The organism is Chitinolyticbacter meiyuanensis, assembly GCF_008033135.1.
Taxonomy (GTDB): Bacteria; Pseudomonadota; Gammaproteobacteria; order Burkholderiales; family Chitinibacteraceae; genus Chitinolyticbacter; species Chitinolyticbacter meiyuanensis.
On the sequence record NZ_CP041335.1, the window covers coordinates 3,753,381 to 3,769,943 of the forward strand.

Sequence of the window (16,563 nt, forward strand, 5' to 3'; positions counted from 1 at the left end):
ACACACGGATGTCGCGAAAGCCCGCCAAGATTGACGCCCCTACCGCCAGCGAGCCCCCTGCCATGCGCGTATTGCACGTCTGCTCCGAGCTGTTTCCCCTCCTCAAGACTGGCGGCCTCGCCGACGTCACCGGGGCGCTACCGCCCAAGCTGATCGAGCTGGGGATCGATGTGCGCGTGCTGGTGCCGGGCTTTCCCGCGATCAAGGCGGGGCTCGCCGAGGAAGGCGACGTGACCCACCTTGATACGCCGTTCGGCCCGGTGCGGCTGTGGTTTGGCCGGCTGGGTGCAGTCGGCATCTACGTGATCGACGCGCCGGAGCTGTATGACCGGCCCGGCAATCCCTACGAGGACGCGGCCAAGCAACCCTATGGCGACAATCATCGCCGCTTCGCGTTGCTCGCCTGGGTCGCCGCCGAACTCGCCAGCGGACTCGATGGCTTCTGGCAACCCGAGGTGGTGCACGGCCACGACTGGCATGCCGGGTTGACCCCAGCCTATATCGCCGCGCGTGGCCATCCGGCCAAGACGGTGTTCACCGTGCACAACCTCGCCTACCAAGGCATCTTCGGGCCGCGCGAGTTCGCCGAGCTCGCTCTGCCCGGCCACTTCTTCGACGTGAACGGCATCGAATTCAACGGCGATGTGTCGTTCATGAAGGCCGGCCTGTTCTACGCCGACCACGTGACGACGGTGTCGCCCACCTATGCCCGCGAGATCACCACGCCGGAGCAGGGTTGCGGCCTGCAGGGCCTGCTGCAAAGCCGCGGTGCCAGCCTGACGGGTATCCTCAACGGCGTGGATGAAGCGGTGTGGGATCCGGCGCACGACGCGCTGATCGCCACCGCCTTCACCGCCGAGAAACCCACCGGCAAGGCCAAATGCAAGGCCGCGCTGCAGGCAGACATGGGCCTCACCGTCACCGACGAGGTACCGCTGTTCGCCGTAGTCAGCCGGCTCACCGAGCAGAAAGGCCTGCACCTGGTGCTGCAGGTCCTGCCGCAGATCGCGGCGGCCGGTGGCCAGTTCGTGCTGCTGGGCAGCGGCGACCCTGGGCTGGAAGCAGCCTTCCGTACCGCTGCCGAACTGCATCCGGGCCAGGTCGCCATCCATATCGGCTACGACGAGGCGCATTCGCACCGGGTGATGGCGGGTGCCGACGTGGTGCTGGTGCCCAGCCGTTTCGAGCCCTGCGGCCTCACCCAGCTCTATGGCCTGAAATACGGTGCGCTGCCACTGGTGCGCCGCGTCGGTGGCCTTGCCGACACCGTCATCGACTGCGCGCTGGAGAACCTTGCGGACGAAAGCGCCACCGGCTTCGTGTTCCAGGATTTCACCGTGGCCGGCATCGCCGCCGCCACGCGCCGCGCCTTCGCGTTATGGGCGCGCAGCAAGGAATGGAAAGCAGTGCGTCGCCAGGCCATGCGCCGTGACTTCGGCTGGCAGGCCTCGGCCGCCGCCTATATCGATCTGTATCGCCATCTGCTCGGACGTTGAGTCCGACTCGCCATCCAAGACATGCGGAGAGAACCATGACCATTGATTTCGTGCACGACTCCCCCGGCAACGACGTCGCCTCGCTCAAGCGCTCGATCGCCAACAAGCTGGTGTTCGCCATCGGCAAGGACCCGATCACCGCGCAGCCGCGCGACTGGCTGTTCGCCACCATGCTGGCCGCACGCGACCGGCTGGTCGAACGCTGGATGCGCACCACCCGCGCCCAGTATTCGCAGGACGTGAAACGCGTCTACTACCTGTCGATGGAATTCCTGATGGGCCGCGCGCTGACCAACGCGCTGCTGGCCATGGGCCTATACGAGGACGTACGCCATGCGCTGGACGATCTCGGCGTCGACTATGACGAGATCGACGAGATCGAGCCCGATGCCGCCCTCGGCAACGGTGGCCTCGGCCGGCTGGCCGCCTGCTTCCTCGACGCGATGGCCACACTGGGCCTGCCCGGATACGGCTATGGCATCCGCTACGACTACGGCATGTTCAAGCAGCGCATCATCGAGGGCAACCAGGTAGAAACGCCGGACTACTGGCTGGCCAACGGTTACCCGTGGGAGTTCGTGCGCCCCGAGGTGCAGTACCTGGTGCGCTTTGGCGGCCGGGTGCAGGAGGAAGGCCACAAGAGGATGCGCTGGGTCGAGACGCACGACGTGTTCGCCGAAGCCCACGATCACATCATCCCGGGCTACGACACGCTGGCGACCAACACGCTGCGGCTGTGGTCGGCGCGCGCCTCGAACGAAATCAACCTGACCAAGTTCAACCAGGGCGACTACTTCGCCGCGGTCGAGGAAAAGAACCTGTCCGAGAACGTGTCGCGCGTGCTCTATCCGGACGACTCCACCTACTCGGGCAAGGAATTGCGGCTGCGCCAGGAGTACTTCTTCGTCTCCGCCAGCCTGCAGGACATCCTGCGCCGCCACGTGCGCGCCTATAACACGGTGGCCAACCTCGCCGACAAGGTGGCTATCCACCTGAACGACACCCACCCGGTGCTGGCCATCCCCGAGCTGATGCGCGTGCTGATCGACGATCACCACATGACGTTCGAAGCCGCGTGGAAGATCGCCACCCAGGTGTTCAGCTACACCAACCACACGCTGATGAGCGAAGCGCTGGAAACCTGGCCGGTCGACATGCTGGGCCGCGTGCTGCCGCGCCACCTGCAGCTGATCTTCGACATCAACGACAACTTCCTCGACGAGGTGCGCGACAAGCTGGGTGACGACACCGAGCTGATCCGCCGCGTCTCGCTGATCGACGAGCACGGCGAGCGCCGCGTGCGCATGGCCTACCTCGCCGTGGTCGCCAGCCACAAGGTGAACGGCGTCTCCGCGCTGCACTCCGATCTGATGGTGCAGTCGATCTTCGCCGACTTCGCCAAGCTCTACCCCGAGCGCTTCACCAACAAGACCAACGGCATCACGCCGCGCCGCTGGCTGGCGCAGGCCAACCCGGCGCTGTCCGACGTGATCGACCACTACGTCGGCAAGACCTGGCGCGGCAACCTCGACGAGCTGGCCGAACTCAAGCAGCACCTGGACTACCCCGCTTTCGTCAAGGCGGTGATGGAAGCCAAGTTCGCCAACAAGCAGCACCTGGCCCAGCTGATCGCCCGCAAGCTCGGCGGCGTGGTCGATCCGCATGCGCTGTTCGACGTGCAGGTGAAGCGCATCCACGAATACAAGCGCCAGCTCTTGAACGTGCTGCACGTGATCACCCGCTACAACCGCATCCTCAAGCACCCGGATCGCGACTGGGTGCCGCGCGTGGTGATCTTCGCGGGCAAGGCCGCCAGCGCCTATCGCATGGCCAAGCTGGTGATCAAGCTGATCAACGACGTGGGCGTGAAGATCAACAACGATCCGCGCATCGGCGACAAGCTCAAGGTGGTGTTCATCCCCAACTACGGGGTGAGCCTGGCCGAGGTCATCATCCCGGCAGCCGATCTTTCCGAGCAGATCTCCACTGCCGGCACCGAGGCATCGGGCACCGGCAACATGAAGTTCGCCCTCAACGGCGCGCTCACCATCGGCACGCTCGACGGCGCCAATGTCGAGATCCGTGAACAGGTCGGCGAGGACAACATCTTCATCTTCGGCAACACCGCCGACCAGGTGGAAGCGCTGCGCCGCAACGGCTACAACCCGCGCAAGTACTACGAGGAGGACGAGGAGCTGCACGAGGTGCTGAACATGCTGGCCTCCGGCTACTTCAGCCCCGGCGATCCCGAGCGCTACCGGCTGATCTTCGATGTGCTGGTGAACTGGGGCGACCACTACCAGCTGCTCGCCGACTACCGCAGCTACATCGATACCCAGGACCAGGTGGACGAGCTTTACCGGCACAAGGAGGAGTGGGCCCGTCGCGCCATCCTCAACATCGCCGGCATGGGCAAATTCTCCGCCGACCGCACCATCCGCGAATACGCCGACGAGATCTGGAACGTGACGCCGGTGAAGCTGTGAAACCCGGCCCGGACCACAGAAACATTTGCGCAAATTGATTTGCGTGTTAGCCTGATCGGGCGCAAGTGCCGGAACCCCAAGGACCGGTCTTGGAGCAACCCCTGTTTGACGCGGCCCCTGGCCGCGTTTTTTCTTGGGCTGCCCGGCAGGCGGCATGGCGCAGCCGGGCCTCGTCTTTGCCGGCGGCTGGCCCTACAATCGTCGCTTGCTCCCAGGTTCCGTCATGCCCACCGCCACTCCTGAAACGGCGCTCGCCGTGCTGCAGCAATTCCGCCTCGTCGTTTCGGCCATGCAGGGTCAATACCAGCGCATGCACCGGCAGACCGGGCTCTCCGGCGCGCAGCTGTGGTTCCTGCAGGAGATCGCCAGTGAGCCAGGGCTGACGCTGGGCCAAGTGGCGCAGCGGCTGGCCATCCACCAGTCCACCGCCAGCAACCAGCTGGAAAAGCTGGTACGGCGCGGCCTGGTGCTGCGCAACAAGCAGGCAGTGGATCGCCGCGTCACCCGCCTGCAGCTGACCGAGGCCGGGCACGCAGCGCTAGCCGCCAGCAGCGGACCGGCACGCGGCTTGCTGCAACAGACACTGCTCACCATGCCCGAGCCTGAACTGCAGATGCTGCATGCCGCGCTTTCCGCGCTCGGCCAGCGGCTCGGCCCCTGGCTTTCCGAACACGATGCCCACACCCCCCTGGCCACCCTGTTGGGTCAGCCCGGCCAAGACGAGTGAGACCGCCATGTACGTCGAATTCCCCAACTCCCCGTACAAGCTGTTCCAGCCTTTTCCGCCGGCGGGCGATCAGCCCACCGCCATCGGCCAGCTGGTCGAAGGGCTGGAGGACGGCCTGAAGTACCAGACGTTGCTGGGCGTGACCGGCTCGGGCAAGACCTACACCATGGCCAACGTGATCGCCCGCACCGGGCGCCCGGCCATCGTGATGGCGCCGAACAAGACGCTGGCCGCACAGCTCTATGCCGAGTTCCGTGAGTTCTTCCCCGAGAACGCGGTCGAGTACTTCGTCAGCTACTACGACTACTACCAGCCCGAAGCCTACGTTCCCAGTCGCGACCTGTTCATCGAGAAGGATTCGTCGATCAACGAGCACATCGAGCAGATGCGGCTCTCCGCCACCAAGGCGATGCTGGAGCGGCCGGACTGCATCATCGTCGCCACGGTGAGCGCGATCTACGGTATCGGCGATCCTTCCGACTACCACCAGATGATCCTGCACCTGAAGGAAGGCGAGAAACATCCACAGCGCGACATCATCAAGCGACTTTCGGCGATGCAGTACGACCGCAACGAGATGGACTTCGGCCGTGGCACCTTCCGTGTGCGTGGCGACGTGATCGACGTGTTCCCGGCAGAAAACGCCGAGCTGGCGCTGCGCATCGACCTGTTCGACGACGAGGTGGAAAAGCTCAGCCTGTTCGATCCGCTTACCGGCCACGTGAAGAGCCGGGTCGGCCGCTACACCGTGTTCCCGTCCAGCCACTACGTGACGCCGCGCGATACCGTGCTGCGCGCTGTGGACAAGATCAAGGACGAGCTGCGTACCCGGCTGGAGTTCTTTCACAAGGATCAGAAGCTGGTCGAAGCGCAACGGCTGGAACAGCGCACCCGGTTCGATTTGGAAATGCTCAATGAAATGGGCTTTTGCAAGGGCATCGAGAACTACTCGCGGCATTTCTCCGGCAAGGCGCCGGGCGAAGCCCCGCCGACGCTGATCGACTACCTGCCGGCCAATTCGCTGATGTTCCTCGACGAAAGCCACGTGATGATCGGCCAGATCGGCGCCATGTACAAAGGCGACCGCGCGCGCAAGGAGAACCTCGTCGACTACGGCTTCCGCCTGCCCTCGGCACTCGACAACCGCCCGCTGCGCTTCGAGGAATTCGAGCGGATGATGCCGCAAACGGTGTTCGTCTCGGCTACACCAGCCGCTTACGAGGAACAGCACCAGGGCCAGGTGGTCGAGCAGGTGGTGCGCCCCACCGGCCTGGTCGACCCGGTGGTTGAAGTACGGCCGGTCGGAACGCAGGTCGACGATGTGCTCTCGGAGATCAACAAGCGCGTCGCCGTGGGCGAGCGCGTGCTGATCACCACGCTCACCAAGCGCATGTCCGAGCAACTGACCGAGTATCTGGCCGAGCATGGCGTGAAGGTGCGCTACCTGCACTCGGACATCGAAACGGTCGAGCGCGTCGAGATCATCCGCGACCTGCGCCTCGGCGTGTTCGACGTGCTGATCGGCATCAACCTGCTGCGTGAGGGCCTCGACATCCCCGAGGTCTCACTGGTGGCCATCCTTGATGCCGACAAGGAAGGCTTTTTGCGCAGCGAGCGCAGCCTGATCCAGACCATCGGCCGCGCCGCACGTAACCTCAACGGCACCGCCATTCTCTATGCCGACACCGTCACCGATTCGATGAAGCGCGCCATCGGCGAAACCGAGCGCCGCCGCGCCAAGCAGATGGCGTTCAATACCGAACACGGTATTTCGCCCAAGAGCGTTACCAAGCGCATCAAGGACATCATCGACGGCGTCTACAACGAGGAGGACGCCGCCGCGGCGCGACTGGAGGCCAAGCGGCTGCGCATGGTCGACGAGCTGGACGAGAAACAACTGGCCAAGGAGCTCAAGCGCATCGAGAAGGACATGCTGGAAGCCGCCAAGAACCTGGAATTCGAGAAGGCCGCCAAGCTGCGCGACGAACTCAAGCAGTTGCGCGAGCGGGTGTTCGGCGCCGAATAGCCGCTACGTGCGTTACTGGTGAGCAGGGCGGCCACCAGGCCGCCCTGCTCCATGACGGCGACGTCAGTTGTAATACGCCGAGGTCGGCCCCGCCCACAGGCTCGGCACATCCTTGGCCTTGGTTCCCGGCACCAGGTTGGCCTGATACATGCGGAACTCGCCATTGGCGGTACCCGCGGTGGGGAATAGCAGCTGCTGCGAGTAATCCAGCTTCATCAGCTCGACACTACCACTCGATTGCACCGTGTAGCTCTGCCCAGCCGCCACCGTCACCGGTGCCGCCAGCGTGCATTTGCGCAGACCGTAGCCCAGGCTTGGCGTGCAGCTCGATTGCGCGCCAGTGCTGATATTGCGCAGCGTCAGCGCCCCCACATTGCTGCCCGAAGCGGTAAAGCCGCCTACTTCGGTAAAGGTGCGCGCATAGCGGGTATTGGCATAGGTCACGGTGCAGCCGACGCAATCGGCGCTGTAGGCGTAATACGGCTGGCCGCCGAGCCGGGTGCCATTGCTCAAGCGGAAGCCATATTGCGGCAGCCGCGTGGCCGGATGCGCCAGATCCCGGTCGTTCATGTAGGAGCGATACTGGCCGTTCTCCGACCCATACTTCCAGCTGTTACCGTTGTCGGAGGACCACGCCACGTGCTCGCGCGGATCGAGCGACATCAGCGCGCCCTGCGCATTCGGGTTCAGTTCGTTGCGGGCGTGTGGCCCCGCCAGGGTGGTGTCGGCCAGTGGCATGTTGAACGAGAAGAAGTTGCCAGCCGGATCGGCGTGCGCATTGCTGATCACCACGCCGTACATGGTGCCGCCCTGCAGCGTGGCCGGCGTGTTCACCCAGGCCAGCACCGGGGTCGAGCCGTCGAGCTCGGCCTTGGCCTCGTTATGGCGGGTGCAGGCATTGACGGTTTCGGTGGCGATCACCGCGCCCGGCAAGCCGGTGGCCGGATTGATCTGCACCAAGTTGGCCCGCAGCAGACCACCATCCCCCTTGCCGTAGCCCGCGACATTGGGCTCGTCGCAGCTGGCGCCACGCAGCTTGAAGCCAAAGTAGAACCGATCGATAGTGATGGTGCCCGTCGGCACGAAGCGCAACAGCGTGCGGTAGCTGGCCGCCTTCAGCGGCGAGTCGTTCACGTTCTCGATGCCGATGGGCAGGGCCGCCGCCCGCCCACCGGCAGCCGGTACCGGCGTCGGGGTGGCCACCGGTGTGGGCCGGGGCGTGGGGGTTGGGGCCGGTGTGGGCGTTGGCGAACTGCCACCGCACACCGCACCGATGATCCAGGGCTGACCACTGCCTGCGGCACCGCTGTTGCTCGTCGGGTTCTGGCCCTGTGTCCAGTAGGCCGCCGTGTAATTGCGCCCCGCCTGACTCGCCACGGAACCGCCCCAATACACGGTGCCACTGTGCCATGCCGGCTGGCATGCCACTGCTGCGGCCGCCAAGTTGGGCGCTGCAGAGGGCATGGCCACATCGGCCTCGTCCCCGCCGCCACATGCACTCAACATCGCTGTGGCTATACCGGCCACGCAGCCACTTTTGCTCCACTGCTTCATGTTGCCTTCTCCATCTTTTCGAATATGCGCCAGCAAAAGAAAGCGCTTTCATATTGAAGTGTGCCATGACGAAGGCATCGAAAATATCCGATGCCCGATTAGCGGCAATCAAATAAGCGTGAAAGGAAAACGGGTGGGACGTCGGCAGGAAATCTTCCTGCCGACCGAGAAGAGACAAACGAGGTGCAGACCGGCCTCCGGCATCAAGCTGCCAGCCGGGGCGGGTTCTAGCGCGATGACTTGGGGCCCGGGCGGCACCAGCCGAACCAGATGCCAACCACCACGGGAAGCGCGAGGCAAATTCCGGCGGCCACATCGCCAGCACCACCATCGCTGAACAGGCCGGCCACGAGGCCGACGCTGGTCAGCACGCCGAGGATCATGGGCCAGCCCCAGATGGCAAGGCCGGTGCGATTCGTCGTTTTCTTCATGCTGCCACTTCCATTTTCATGCCCTGCTTCTTCGGCTCGGTGGCACGCCCTTTGCGCAGCCAAAGATAGAGGCCACTACCCAGCACGATGATGGAGGCGATATCCAGCAATGCCCACAGTATCTTCATCGGCATGCCGGCGTAGTCGCCGAAATGCAGCGGCTGCGACACCAGCAACGCCGTCAGATACCACGGCAGGCGTGGCGATGCGGTCACCTCGGCGGTGCGCGCATCCACCAGCACCGGCTGCAGCAAGCGCGAGGTGAGCGGCTCGTCGCCACGCAGGAAGAATGTGGTGTGATGCGGGCTGGAGAACGCCGTGCCCGGGAACGCAACAAACGACAGTTGTGTGCCCGGTTCCGTCTTCAACGCCACATCCAGCGAGCGTTGCACCGAGGCGCGCTCGGCCACGGGCACCGTCGCCCGCCCCTGATAAGGCGCCAGCAGCACGCTGAGCTTGTCGTACTGCCAGTACTTGATCAGCAGATCGGCCCAGGTATTGATCATGCCGGTGCCGCCGACCACGAACAGCCAGACCAGCGTGACGGCGCCGAGCAGGTTGTGCAGGTCCAGCCATTTCACGCGCGGGCGGCGATCGCGGCGCACTGCGCCGAAATCGAGCTTGCGCATGAAGGGCGCATATAGCACCGTGCCGCTGACGATGGCCACCAGCAGCAGCAGGCCCATCAGCCCGAGGAAGAGCTTGCCAGGCAGGCCGGCAAACAGATCCACGTGCAGCTTGAACATCACCCACATGAAGCCTTCGTCGAAGCGCGGCTGCGCCAGGACCGCGCCGGTGCGCGCATCGACCGCCACCGAGCGGAAATCGTCGGTGGGGGCCGGCGTGGGCGTCATGGTGACGAACCACAGATCCTGGCTGTCCTCAGGCTGGGAGACGAACTGCACCACCCGGTCCGGATGCTGGGCACGGGCAATGTCCAGCACACGATCCAGACTGATGCGCGGCGTACCTGCCGGCATCCGCGGCGCTTCCACCTCGGTACCGAGCAGATGCCCGATCTCGTGGTGGAAAATCAGGGGCAGCCCCGTGATACAAAGCAGCAGCATGAATACGGTACAAACGAGGCTGCTCCACTTGTGTACCCAGGACCACGTCCTGATCGTCTTGTTTTGCATAGCCGATTAGAACTTGTAGTTGGCGCTCAGGCTGACGCTGCGCGGCGCGCCGTACGTGATCTGGCTATACGCGTCGAACATGCCGTAGTAGGTCTCGTCGAACACGTTGTTGATGTTGAGCTGGGCCGATAGCTGACGGGTGATGTCGTAACGCGCCATCAGGTTGACCAGCGCGTAGTCGTCCTGCTCGATCCGTTCGGTCACGCCCAGCGGGTTGGTGGCATTGGTGTAGGTCTTGCCTTGCCAGTTCACGCCACCGCCCACGGTCAATGCATTGCCCAGTACCGGCAGACGATAGCTGGTAAACAGGCGCAGCAGCTTGCGCGGATAGATGGTGTTGATGTCCTCGCCGTTGGCATCGGTCAGCTTGAACTGCGAATAGCCAGCGCTGACGTTCCAATCCTTGAGCACCTCGCCGGACACTTCGAACTCGAAGCCCTTGCTGGTGGCACCCGACGATGCACGGTAGGCGGTTTCCGGCGGCACCGTGCCTGGGATGATCTGGCCGGTGCTCTGGCCCAGGTTGTCCTGCTTGATGCGGAACACCGCGAGCGATGCATTGAGGCGGCCTTCGAAGAAGGAACTCTTCACGCCGGCTTCCGTGGCATTGCCCTCGACCGGATCGAGGTAATTACCGTTGATGTCGCGCAGTTGCTGCGGCAGGAAGATGTTGGTGTAGCTGGCGTAGACCGAATAGTTCTGGTTCAGGTCATAGGTGATGCCAGCGTACGGCGTGAGCTCGTGATCGAACTCCATGCTGTACGGATTGGTGAACGCATCGTCGCCCGATTGCTTGTAGTTGGTCACACGCAGGCCCAGCAGCACCTTGAGCGGGTCGGCCAGATTCAGTTGCATCGCACCGTACAGCGCATCCTGGCGGATTTCCTTGTCGCCGTAGTAGGCGAGCGGACTCCACGATGGCTCGGGGAACGAACCATCCCAGTTGTTGAAGTCAGGCGCCGTACCCGCGCTGAAGCCCGGCGTGCCGGCACGGCTCTGGGCGTCGAACTGCTGGCGCGAGCTCACGTAGCCGACGGCCAGTTCGTGCTTGCGGCCAAACAGTTGCAGCGGGCCATTGGCCTGCACCCCAAAATCATCCTGCTTGGTGCGGGTGTTGTAGGAGCCGGGGAAAGTGGACATGCCAAGGCCGGTGTTGCGATCCGGCGCCCCGGATAGATAAAGCAGATAGGAATCGGCCTCGCGATCGCCGTGGCTGTAGGTCGCCTTGATGGTCCACTCATTGGCAAAGCGGTGCTCAAGTGCGGCATAAGCGTTTTGGTACACCGAATTCCAGCGCACCCAGTCGGCCGAAGTGGACTTGGACCGATCCCAATCCGTACGGCCACCATCGGCGTAGAACACCGGCAGGCCGCCCCACATGGAGCCGCTTGGGTCGTTTTCCTGGCGGCTGTAGCCGGCAGTCAGCAGGGTATTGTCGGTCAGGTCGACCTCCACCGTGGCAAACAACGTGCTGGTTTCTTCCTCGCGCAGATCGAGGTAGCTGTCGCTGCGCTTGTATTCACCGACCACGCGACCACGCACGGTCTTGGCTTCGTTCAGCGGCGTGGCCACGTCGACGGTACCGCGTAGCTTGTTCCAGCTGCCGAATTCCAGCGCAGCGCTGCCGGTCAGCTCCTTGGCGGTGGCACGCTTGCGCACCAGGTTCACGGCAGCCGAGGGCTCGCCAGCACCCGCAGTCAAGCCAGTGGCGCCACGCACCACTTCCACCCGGTCGTAGATCGCGAGGCTGCTCAGGATTTCGCCGGAGCTCCACGGCTGATCCCAGGTGGTCGGCACGCCGTCGATCATCAGCGAGTTGATATCGAAGCCGCGCGCGGTGAACTGGCCGCGATCGGTTTCGTACTGGTTCACCGACACGCCGGTCACATTGTTCAGCGCATCGGTGATGGTTTGCAGGTTCTGGTCTTCGATGCGCTGGCTGGTCACCACCGACACCGATTGCGGCGTTTCGCGCAGCGACAGGCTGAGCGGCGTCGAGGTCTTGACCTTGCCCGTGGTGTACGACTGCGTACCTTCGGTGCTTTCACCCAGCCCTTCACTGCCCGCGGTGACGGTGACGGTCGGCAGCACGACCTCTTTTTCCGGCTCTGCCGCCTGCGAGAAGGCCGGCAAGGCCAACCCGATCATCAGCGTGAGGGTTTTGATCTGGAATCGATTATGTGTCGAGGTTTTGAGCGGCATGGGCGAAGTGCACTTCTTGAAGAGTGAGTCGATCGGGTGAGGCACGCTCCCTGAAACGTGCCCTTATACGATAATGATAACATATCTCATTTGCAGTTAAAGAATTTTGCTTACAACATTTCGATTCGTTGATTGATGTCAAATCGCGTCAATTTCGCGCATATTGCAGACAAATCAGCCTGTAAATCCCTCGAAAACGGTTTGGCGAAAATACGAAAACCAGGAAAGCACTGAATCAGAAACGGCAAAGTAAGCTTTATTTGCCTGCCCTGCCCTGTGCCCTCCAGCCATCGCCGACCGATGCCCTCATCCTCCACGCATGCCTTCGGCATGATGAGCACGCGCAATATGCGCGATAGAAGGATGGAGACAACAATGAAAGCAACAACAGCAATCGCATTGGCACTGGCCAGCAGCGCGGCTTTTGCGGCACCGGCATGGCAGGCCGGACAGGTCTACCAGGCGGGAGATCCCGTCACCGTGGCCGGCATCGACTACCGCGCGCAGTGGTGGACGCAAGGCCAGGCCCCGCAGACCCATAGCGGCCCGATTGGTGGCGGCCAGCCCTGGCTGGTGCTGGACCCAAACCAGCCGCCGCTGGCCTGCGGCGATGTCTGGCGCAACGAGACCGCCTACGCCGGGCGCGCCGTGGCGAGCCGCCTGGGCCGCAACTACCTTGCCAACTGGTGGACACGCGGCAACGATCCGCAAGCGGCGGGCAGCCGCGAGGTGTGGCGTGATCTGGGGCCCTGCAACTATGTGCAGCAATACACGTTCACGCTGAACGCGCCGCAGGTGCCGGTGCTGCAGTTCGACAATGCCACGCTCGGCAATGATTACGCGATCGAGGTGATCCTGCCCGCTGGTTTCCAGCCGGGAACAAGCTACCCCGTGCTGTACGTGCTCGACTGGTTCGCCCTGCGGGATGCCTTCCTGATGCAATACCAGCCGCTGCAGGAAGCCGGACAGCTGCAATCATTCATCGTCGTGGGCGTTGGCTGCGCGCAGGATGAATTCAGCTGCTGGGCGCGGCGCGGGCGTGACTTCACGCCGACGTACACGGCCAGCGAAGACGGCTACTTCCGCACCGACTTCGGGCTGCAGGGTGCGCCGGAGGTCCAGATCACCGGCCGTGCGCCGCAGTTCCTCTCCTTCCTCAAGCAGCAGCTGATGCCGCGCATTGAAACGCGCTACCTCACCGATCCGGCCAAGCGCGGCATCCATGGCACATCGTTCAGCGCGCTGTTCGGCAGCTATGCACTGGTACATGACACTCCCACCTTCAGTCGCTACCTGCTGAACAGCCCGTCGCTGTGGTACGACGAGCACAAGATCGTCACAGAGGCCCAGCTCAGCACGACGGGCCAGTACGCCAAGGTCCAGCGCGTATTCGTCAGCGTGGGCAGCGAGGAGCCATCGGACTTCCGCCAGGATGCCGACACCTTTGCCGCGCTGTTGCGCAGCAAGCAGGTCGCCGTCGGCGAAGCCACGCTGGCCGGCGAAACGCATGAATCGGCACCGCTAGCGGCCACCGCCGCCGGCCTGCTCGACAGCTACGCGCGCTGATGGCGCTCGGGGCAGGCCGGCTGTCTGCCCTACCGTCCATCCCATGGCATCGGCCGGCCATTCGGCTGGCTGACGCCATGCTGGCGATATCGCTGTCTATGCTGGCTGGCACCCGCCCCTCCCCCAATTCAAGGAGCTGCAATGAAGACCGATCCCGCGCAACAACACCGCTGGCTGCAAAAGCTGCTCGGTGAATGGACCTACGTTTCCGAAGCCGACATGGGCCCCGACCAGCCGCCGTACAAGGGCGAAGGCAGCGAGTCGGTGCGCGGACTCGGCGAGTTATGGGTGTTGCTCGAAGGCGAAGGCAAGATGCCGGATGGCACGCCGGGCACCATGCTGATGACGCTGGGCTACAACCCGGAGACCAACCGCTTCGTCGGCAGTTGGGTCGGCTCGATGATGACGCACCTGTGGGTCTACGACGGTGAGCTCAACGACGCCGGCACCGTGCTGACGCTGTCCGCCACCGGCCCTGATTTCGAGCACCCTGGCCAAACCCGGCACTACCACGACGTGATCGAGCTCCTCAGCGACAGCGAGCGGCTGCTCTATTCCGAGATCGAAAACCCGGACGGCAGCTGGACGCGCTTCATGGAGTCGCGCTACACCCGGCGCTGATCACCGCAGGCCCGGCCACGCTGCGCCTAGTAGATGGCGTGTGTTGCCGGGCGTAACGCTGCGGCGATGTCCGCTGCCAGCCAATCAACCTCCTCGCCCTCGACCGTCCCGCTGCAGATACGCACCGCCGGCGCGCTCAACAGGCGGAACGGCTTGCCCGCCTGGATCGCCCAGCCGCGCGAGGCCAGCACCTGCACCACGGCCGTTTCATTGTGGACTGGCAACCACAGATGCAGGCCCTCGCCGCCACCGGCCAACGCGACGCCCTGCCCCATCAGCGCCTGCCGCAAGGCCTCGCGCCGCGCCTGGTACCGCTGCCCCACCCGGGTGATGGCGCCTTCATCCAGCATCTGCTGCCACGCCAGCGCCACGATACGCTGCAGCACCGTGCTGACCCAGCGGGGGCCCAGCGCATGTCGGCGCTGCATCGCCCGCAACACCGGGCCATTGCCGGCGGCAAACGCCACGCGCAGGTCCGGCCCGAGGAACTTGCTGACCGAGTGCACGTAGATCCATTCGCTGCTGAATGCGGCAAGCGGCGGCGGCGGCTCCGCACTGAGCGGCCCCCAGTGATCGTCGATCACCAAAAGACAATCCGCCGCCCGCGCCAGTGCAAACTGCCACGCCTGCCAGCGCTCGCGCGTAATGCCCACCCCGGTGGGATTCTGCGCCCGCGCAGTCAGCACCACTGCGGCAGCCTGTTGCAACTCGTCCTGCGATGGCGGCACCACCCCCGCCGAATCCAGCCGCAACGGCACCGGCTTGAGGCGCAGATTGGCCAGCAAGGCCAGCAACGGAGGCCAACACGGATCCTCGACCAGCACCGCCGAGCCGGGCCGGCAGCGCTGCATCAGCGCGCGCTCCACGGCATCGAGCACGCCGGAGAACAGTACGATCTCGCCATCCGCACCGGCAGGCCGGAACAGTTGCTCTGCCGCCAGCGCCAGCAAGGGCGCATGGTCACTGCGCGCGTCGTAACCGGAGATATGCGGGCGCTCGGCAAACCATTCGGGCAACAACCGCGGCAGCAATGCTTCGTCGACGTTGCCCGAGGCCAGGTCGCGCAAGCCGGCCGCCAGCGTGGACTGGGCGGCAAACGCATCGGCGACATCGGCCACCCGCGTGCCGCGGCGCCCATCCGTCTGCACCGTGCCGGCGTCGCGCAGCAGTTTGTACGCCGCCGCCACCGTGTTCGGATTGACACCAAGCTGCCCAGCCAGCGCGCGCAACGCCGGCAATTGCTGGCCCGGCCGCCATTGGCCGAAACGGATCAGGCGCTCGATCGACGCCGCGATCTCCATCGCAGTGCCGCCCTCAACCTCGTATGTACTCATGCAAAAACCATTTCGTGGCAAACAGGATGCCCCTGGCAACGAATCCGCTCCACTGCCAGGGGCTGCCAGTATCGCCGAGTCGCGGGTGGCGCGCATCCCGCAGCACATCGTCGCCGCTTGACGCAATGACGTTGCGATTGTTTAATGAACCAATACATACATATTTTTGTATTAGTTCAAAATGAAAGATACCTCACCCAACCCGGGCCCAAACTATTCCCAGGCGCAGACACCGGCAGCGCTGCTGGCCAACTTCGCAGCCGTACAAGCGCGCATCGACGCGGCCTGTGCCCGGGTGGGGCGCGATCCGGCCGAGGTGCAGTTGCTGCCCGTTTCCAAGACGATCGATCACGAACGGCTGCGCTGGGCATACGCCGCCGGTTGTCGCTGCCTGGGCGAGAACAAGGCCCAGGAACTCGCGGCCAAGCAGCAGCGACTGACCGAGCTGGCGGATCTGCGCTGGATCGCGATCGGTCACCTGCAAACCAACAAGGCCAAGCTGGTGGCCCAACACGCCAGTGCCTTTCATGCACTCGATAGCCTGCGGCTGGCCGAGGTGCTGCAACAACGCCTGGCCATGCTGGATCGCCAGCTCGATGTGCTGGTGCAGGTGAACACCTCGGGCGAGCCCAGCAAATACGGCCTCGCCCCAGACCAGCTGGCGGATTTTCTCGCGACGCTACCGCGTTTCGATCGGCTACGGGTGGGCGGCTTGATGACGCTGGCCGTGCAGTCGCCAAACCCGCAGCAGGTCCGTGGCTGCTTTTCGCTGCTGCGCCAATTGCGCGCCACGCTGCGGCCACACCAGCCCGCCACGATCCGGCTCGATACGCTGTCGATGGGCATGTCCGGCGATTTCGAGCTGGCCATTGAGGAGGGCGCCACCCAGGTTCGCGTCGGCCAGGCGCTGTTCGGCGCCCGTGCCCTGCCACACCAGCATTACTGGCCGGATCAGCCGGCCCCCCATTCCAACTGACCCGGTCC

General features: G+C 64.3%; 13 protein-coding genes. 8 read left to right on the forward strand and 5 right to left on the reverse strand.

Annotated elements, in window-relative coordinates; translation table 11 throughout:
* Positions 1-62: 62 nt before the first annotated feature.
* From glgA to uvrB, 4 genes are all read left to right on the forward strand, one after another.
* Positions 63-1,496 (forward strand): glycogen synthase GlgA, encoded by a 1,434-nt coding sequence (gene glgA / locus FLM21_RS17940; RefSeq protein ID WP_148716890.1) that lies wholly within the window; start codon positions 63-65, stop codon positions 1,494-1,496.
* 35 nt (positions 1,497-1,531) lie between these two features.
* Positions 1,532-3,982, forward strand: coding sequence for a glycogen/starch/alpha-glucan family phosphorylase (gene glgP / locus FLM21_RS17945; RefSeq protein WP_148716891.1), 2,451 nt, complete (start codon positions 1,532-1,534; stop codon positions 3,980-3,982).
* 223 nt (positions 3,983-4,205) lie between these two features.
* Positions 4,206-4,709, forward strand: coding sequence for a MarR family winged helix-turn-helix transcriptional regulator (locus FLM21_RS17950; protein ID WP_187359975.1), 504 nt, complete (start codon positions 4,206-4,208; stop codon positions 4,707-4,709).
* A gap of 7 nt (positions 4,710-4,716) precedes the next feature.
* Positions 4,717-6,735, forward strand: coding sequence for an excinuclease ABC subunit UvrB (gene uvrB, locus FLM21_RS17955; protein ID WP_148716893.1), 2,019 nt, complete (start codon positions 4,717-4,719; stop codon positions 6,733-6,735).
* Positions 6,736-6,798: 63 nt separating this feature from the next.
* Here the strand turns inward: uvrB and FLM21_RS17960 are convergent, their stop codons facing one another.
* The 4 genes from FLM21_RS17960 to fhuE all read right to left on the reverse strand — a co-directional run bounded on the left by FLM21_RS17960 (position 6,799) and on the right by fhuE (position 12,058).
* Positions 6,799-8,289, reverse strand: coding sequence for a hypothetical protein (locus FLM21_RS17960; protein ID WP_148716894.1), 1,491 nt, complete (start codon positions 8,287-8,289; stop codon positions 6,799-6,801).
* Between the two features lie 227 nt (positions 8,290-8,516).
* On the reverse strand, positions 8,517-8,720 hold the full coding sequence (locus FLM21_RS17965; RefSeq protein ID WP_148716895.1) for a hypothetical protein: 204 nt from the start codon (positions 8,718-8,720) through the stop codon (positions 8,517-8,519).
* Entirely contained in the window at positions 8,717-9,856 is a 1,140-nt protein-coding gene (locus tag FLM21_RS17970) for a PepSY-associated TM helix domain-containing protein (RefSeq protein WP_148716896.1), read from the reverse strand. The genes FLM21_RS17965 and FLM21_RS17970 overlap by 4 nt, the downstream gene beginning before the upstream one ends.
* A 6-nt stretch (positions 9,857-9,862) precedes the next feature.
* Positions 9,863-12,058 (reverse strand): ferric-rhodotorulic acid/ferric-coprogen receptor FhuE, encoded by a 2,196-nt coding sequence (gene fhuE / locus FLM21_RS17975; RefSeq protein ID WP_148716897.1) that lies wholly within the window; start codon positions 12,056-12,058, stop codon positions 9,863-9,865.
* 375 nt (positions 12,059-12,433) lie between these two features.
* Here fhuE and FLM21_RS17980 point away from each other — a divergent pair, with 375 nt between their 5' ends.
* Both FLM21_RS17980 and FLM21_RS17985 read left to right on the forward strand, forming a co-directional pair.
* Complete coding sequence (locus FLM21_RS17980) at positions 12,434-13,624, forward strand: carbohydrate-binding protein (RefSeq protein ID WP_187359976.1); 1,191 nt, start codon at positions 12,434-12,436, stop codon at positions 13,622-13,624.
* A 141-nt stretch (positions 13,625-13,765) separates the two neighbouring features.
* A complete protein-coding gene (locus FLM21_RS17985; protein ID WP_148716899.1) occupies positions 13,766-14,245 on the forward strand; it encodes a DUF1579 domain-containing protein in 480 nt (159 codons plus the stop codon).
* Positions 14,246-14,271: 26 nt separating this feature from the next.
* Here the strand turns inward: FLM21_RS17985 and FLM21_RS17990 are convergent, their stop codons facing one another.
* A complete protein-coding gene (locus FLM21_RS17990; protein WP_148716900.1) occupies positions 14,272-15,579 on the reverse strand; it encodes an aminotransferase class I/II-fold pyridoxal phosphate-dependent enzyme in 1,308 nt (435 codons plus the stop codon).
* On the opposite strand from FLM21_RS17990, the gene FLM21_RS21565 reads away from it, so the two are divergent.
* Positions 15,578-15,700 carry a hypothetical protein gene (locus tag FLM21_RS21565; RefSeq protein ID WP_281284956.1) on the forward strand — a complete coding sequence of 41 codons (123 nt, stop codon included), beginning with the start codon at positions 15,578-15,580 and terminating at the stop codon, positions 15,698-15,700. The two genes, FLM21_RS17990 and FLM21_RS21565, sit on opposite strands and share 2 nt — an antisense overlap.
* Positions 15,701-15,760: 60 nt before the next feature.
* Entirely contained in the window at positions 15,761-16,555 is a 795-nt protein-coding gene (locus tag FLM21_RS17995) for a YggS family pyridoxal phosphate-dependent enzyme (RefSeq protein WP_148716901.1), read from the forward strand.
* The last annotated feature ends 8 nt before the right edge of the window (positions 16,556-16,563 follow it).

Bases quoted from the DNA above. Each gene is read 5' to 3' on its own strand.
- uvrB (WP_148716893.1), top strand. From the start codon at position 4,717: ATGTACGTCGAATTCCCCAACTCCCCGTACAAGCTGTTCCAGCCTTTT.
- glgA (WP_148716890.1), top strand. From the start codon at position 63: ATGCGCGTATTGCACGTCTGCTCCGAGCTGTTTCCCCTCCTCAAGACT.
- FLM21_RS17960 (WP_148716894.1), bottom strand. From the start codon at position 8,289: ATGAAGCAGTGGAGCAAAAGTGGCTGCGTGGCCGGTATAGCCACAGCG.
- FLM21_RS17950 (WP_187359975.1), top strand. From the start codon at position 4,206: ATGCCCACCGCCACTCCTGAAACGGCGCTCGCCGTGCTGCAGCAATTC.
- FLM21_RS17965 (WP_148716895.1), bottom strand. From the start codon at position 8,720: ATGAAGAAAACGACGAATCGCACCGGCCTTGCCATCTGGGGCTGGCCC.
- FLM21_RS21565 (WP_281284956.1), top strand. From the start codon at position 15,578: ATGCAAAAACCATTTCGTGGCAAACAGGATGCCCCTGGCAACGAATCC.
- FLM21_RS17995 (WP_148716901.1), top strand. From the start codon at position 15,761: ATGAAAGATACCTCACCCAACCCGGGCCCAAACTATTCCCAGGCGCAG.
- FLM21_RS17970 (WP_148716896.1), bottom strand. From the start codon at position 9,856: ATGCAAAACAAGACGATCAGGACGTGGTCCTGGGTACACAAGTGGAGC.
- FLM21_RS17985 (WP_148716899.1), top strand. From the start codon at position 13,766: ATGAAGACCGATCCCGCGCAACAACACCGCTGGCTGCAAAAGCTGCTC.
- fhuE (WP_148716897.1), bottom strand. From the start codon at position 12,058: ATGCCGCTCAAAACCTCGACACATAATCGATTCCAGATCAAAACCCTC.
- glgP (WP_148716891.1), top strand. From the start codon at position 1,532: ATGACCATTGATTTCGTGCACGACTCCCCCGGCAACGACGTCGCCTCG.
- FLM21_RS17990 (WP_148716900.1), bottom strand. From the start codon at position 15,579: ATGAGTACATACGAGGTTGAGGGCGGCACTGCGATGGAGATCGCGGCG.
- FLM21_RS17980 (WP_187359976.1), top strand. From the start codon at position 12,434: ATGAAAGCAACAACAGCAATCGCATTGGCACTGGCCAGCAGCGCGGCT.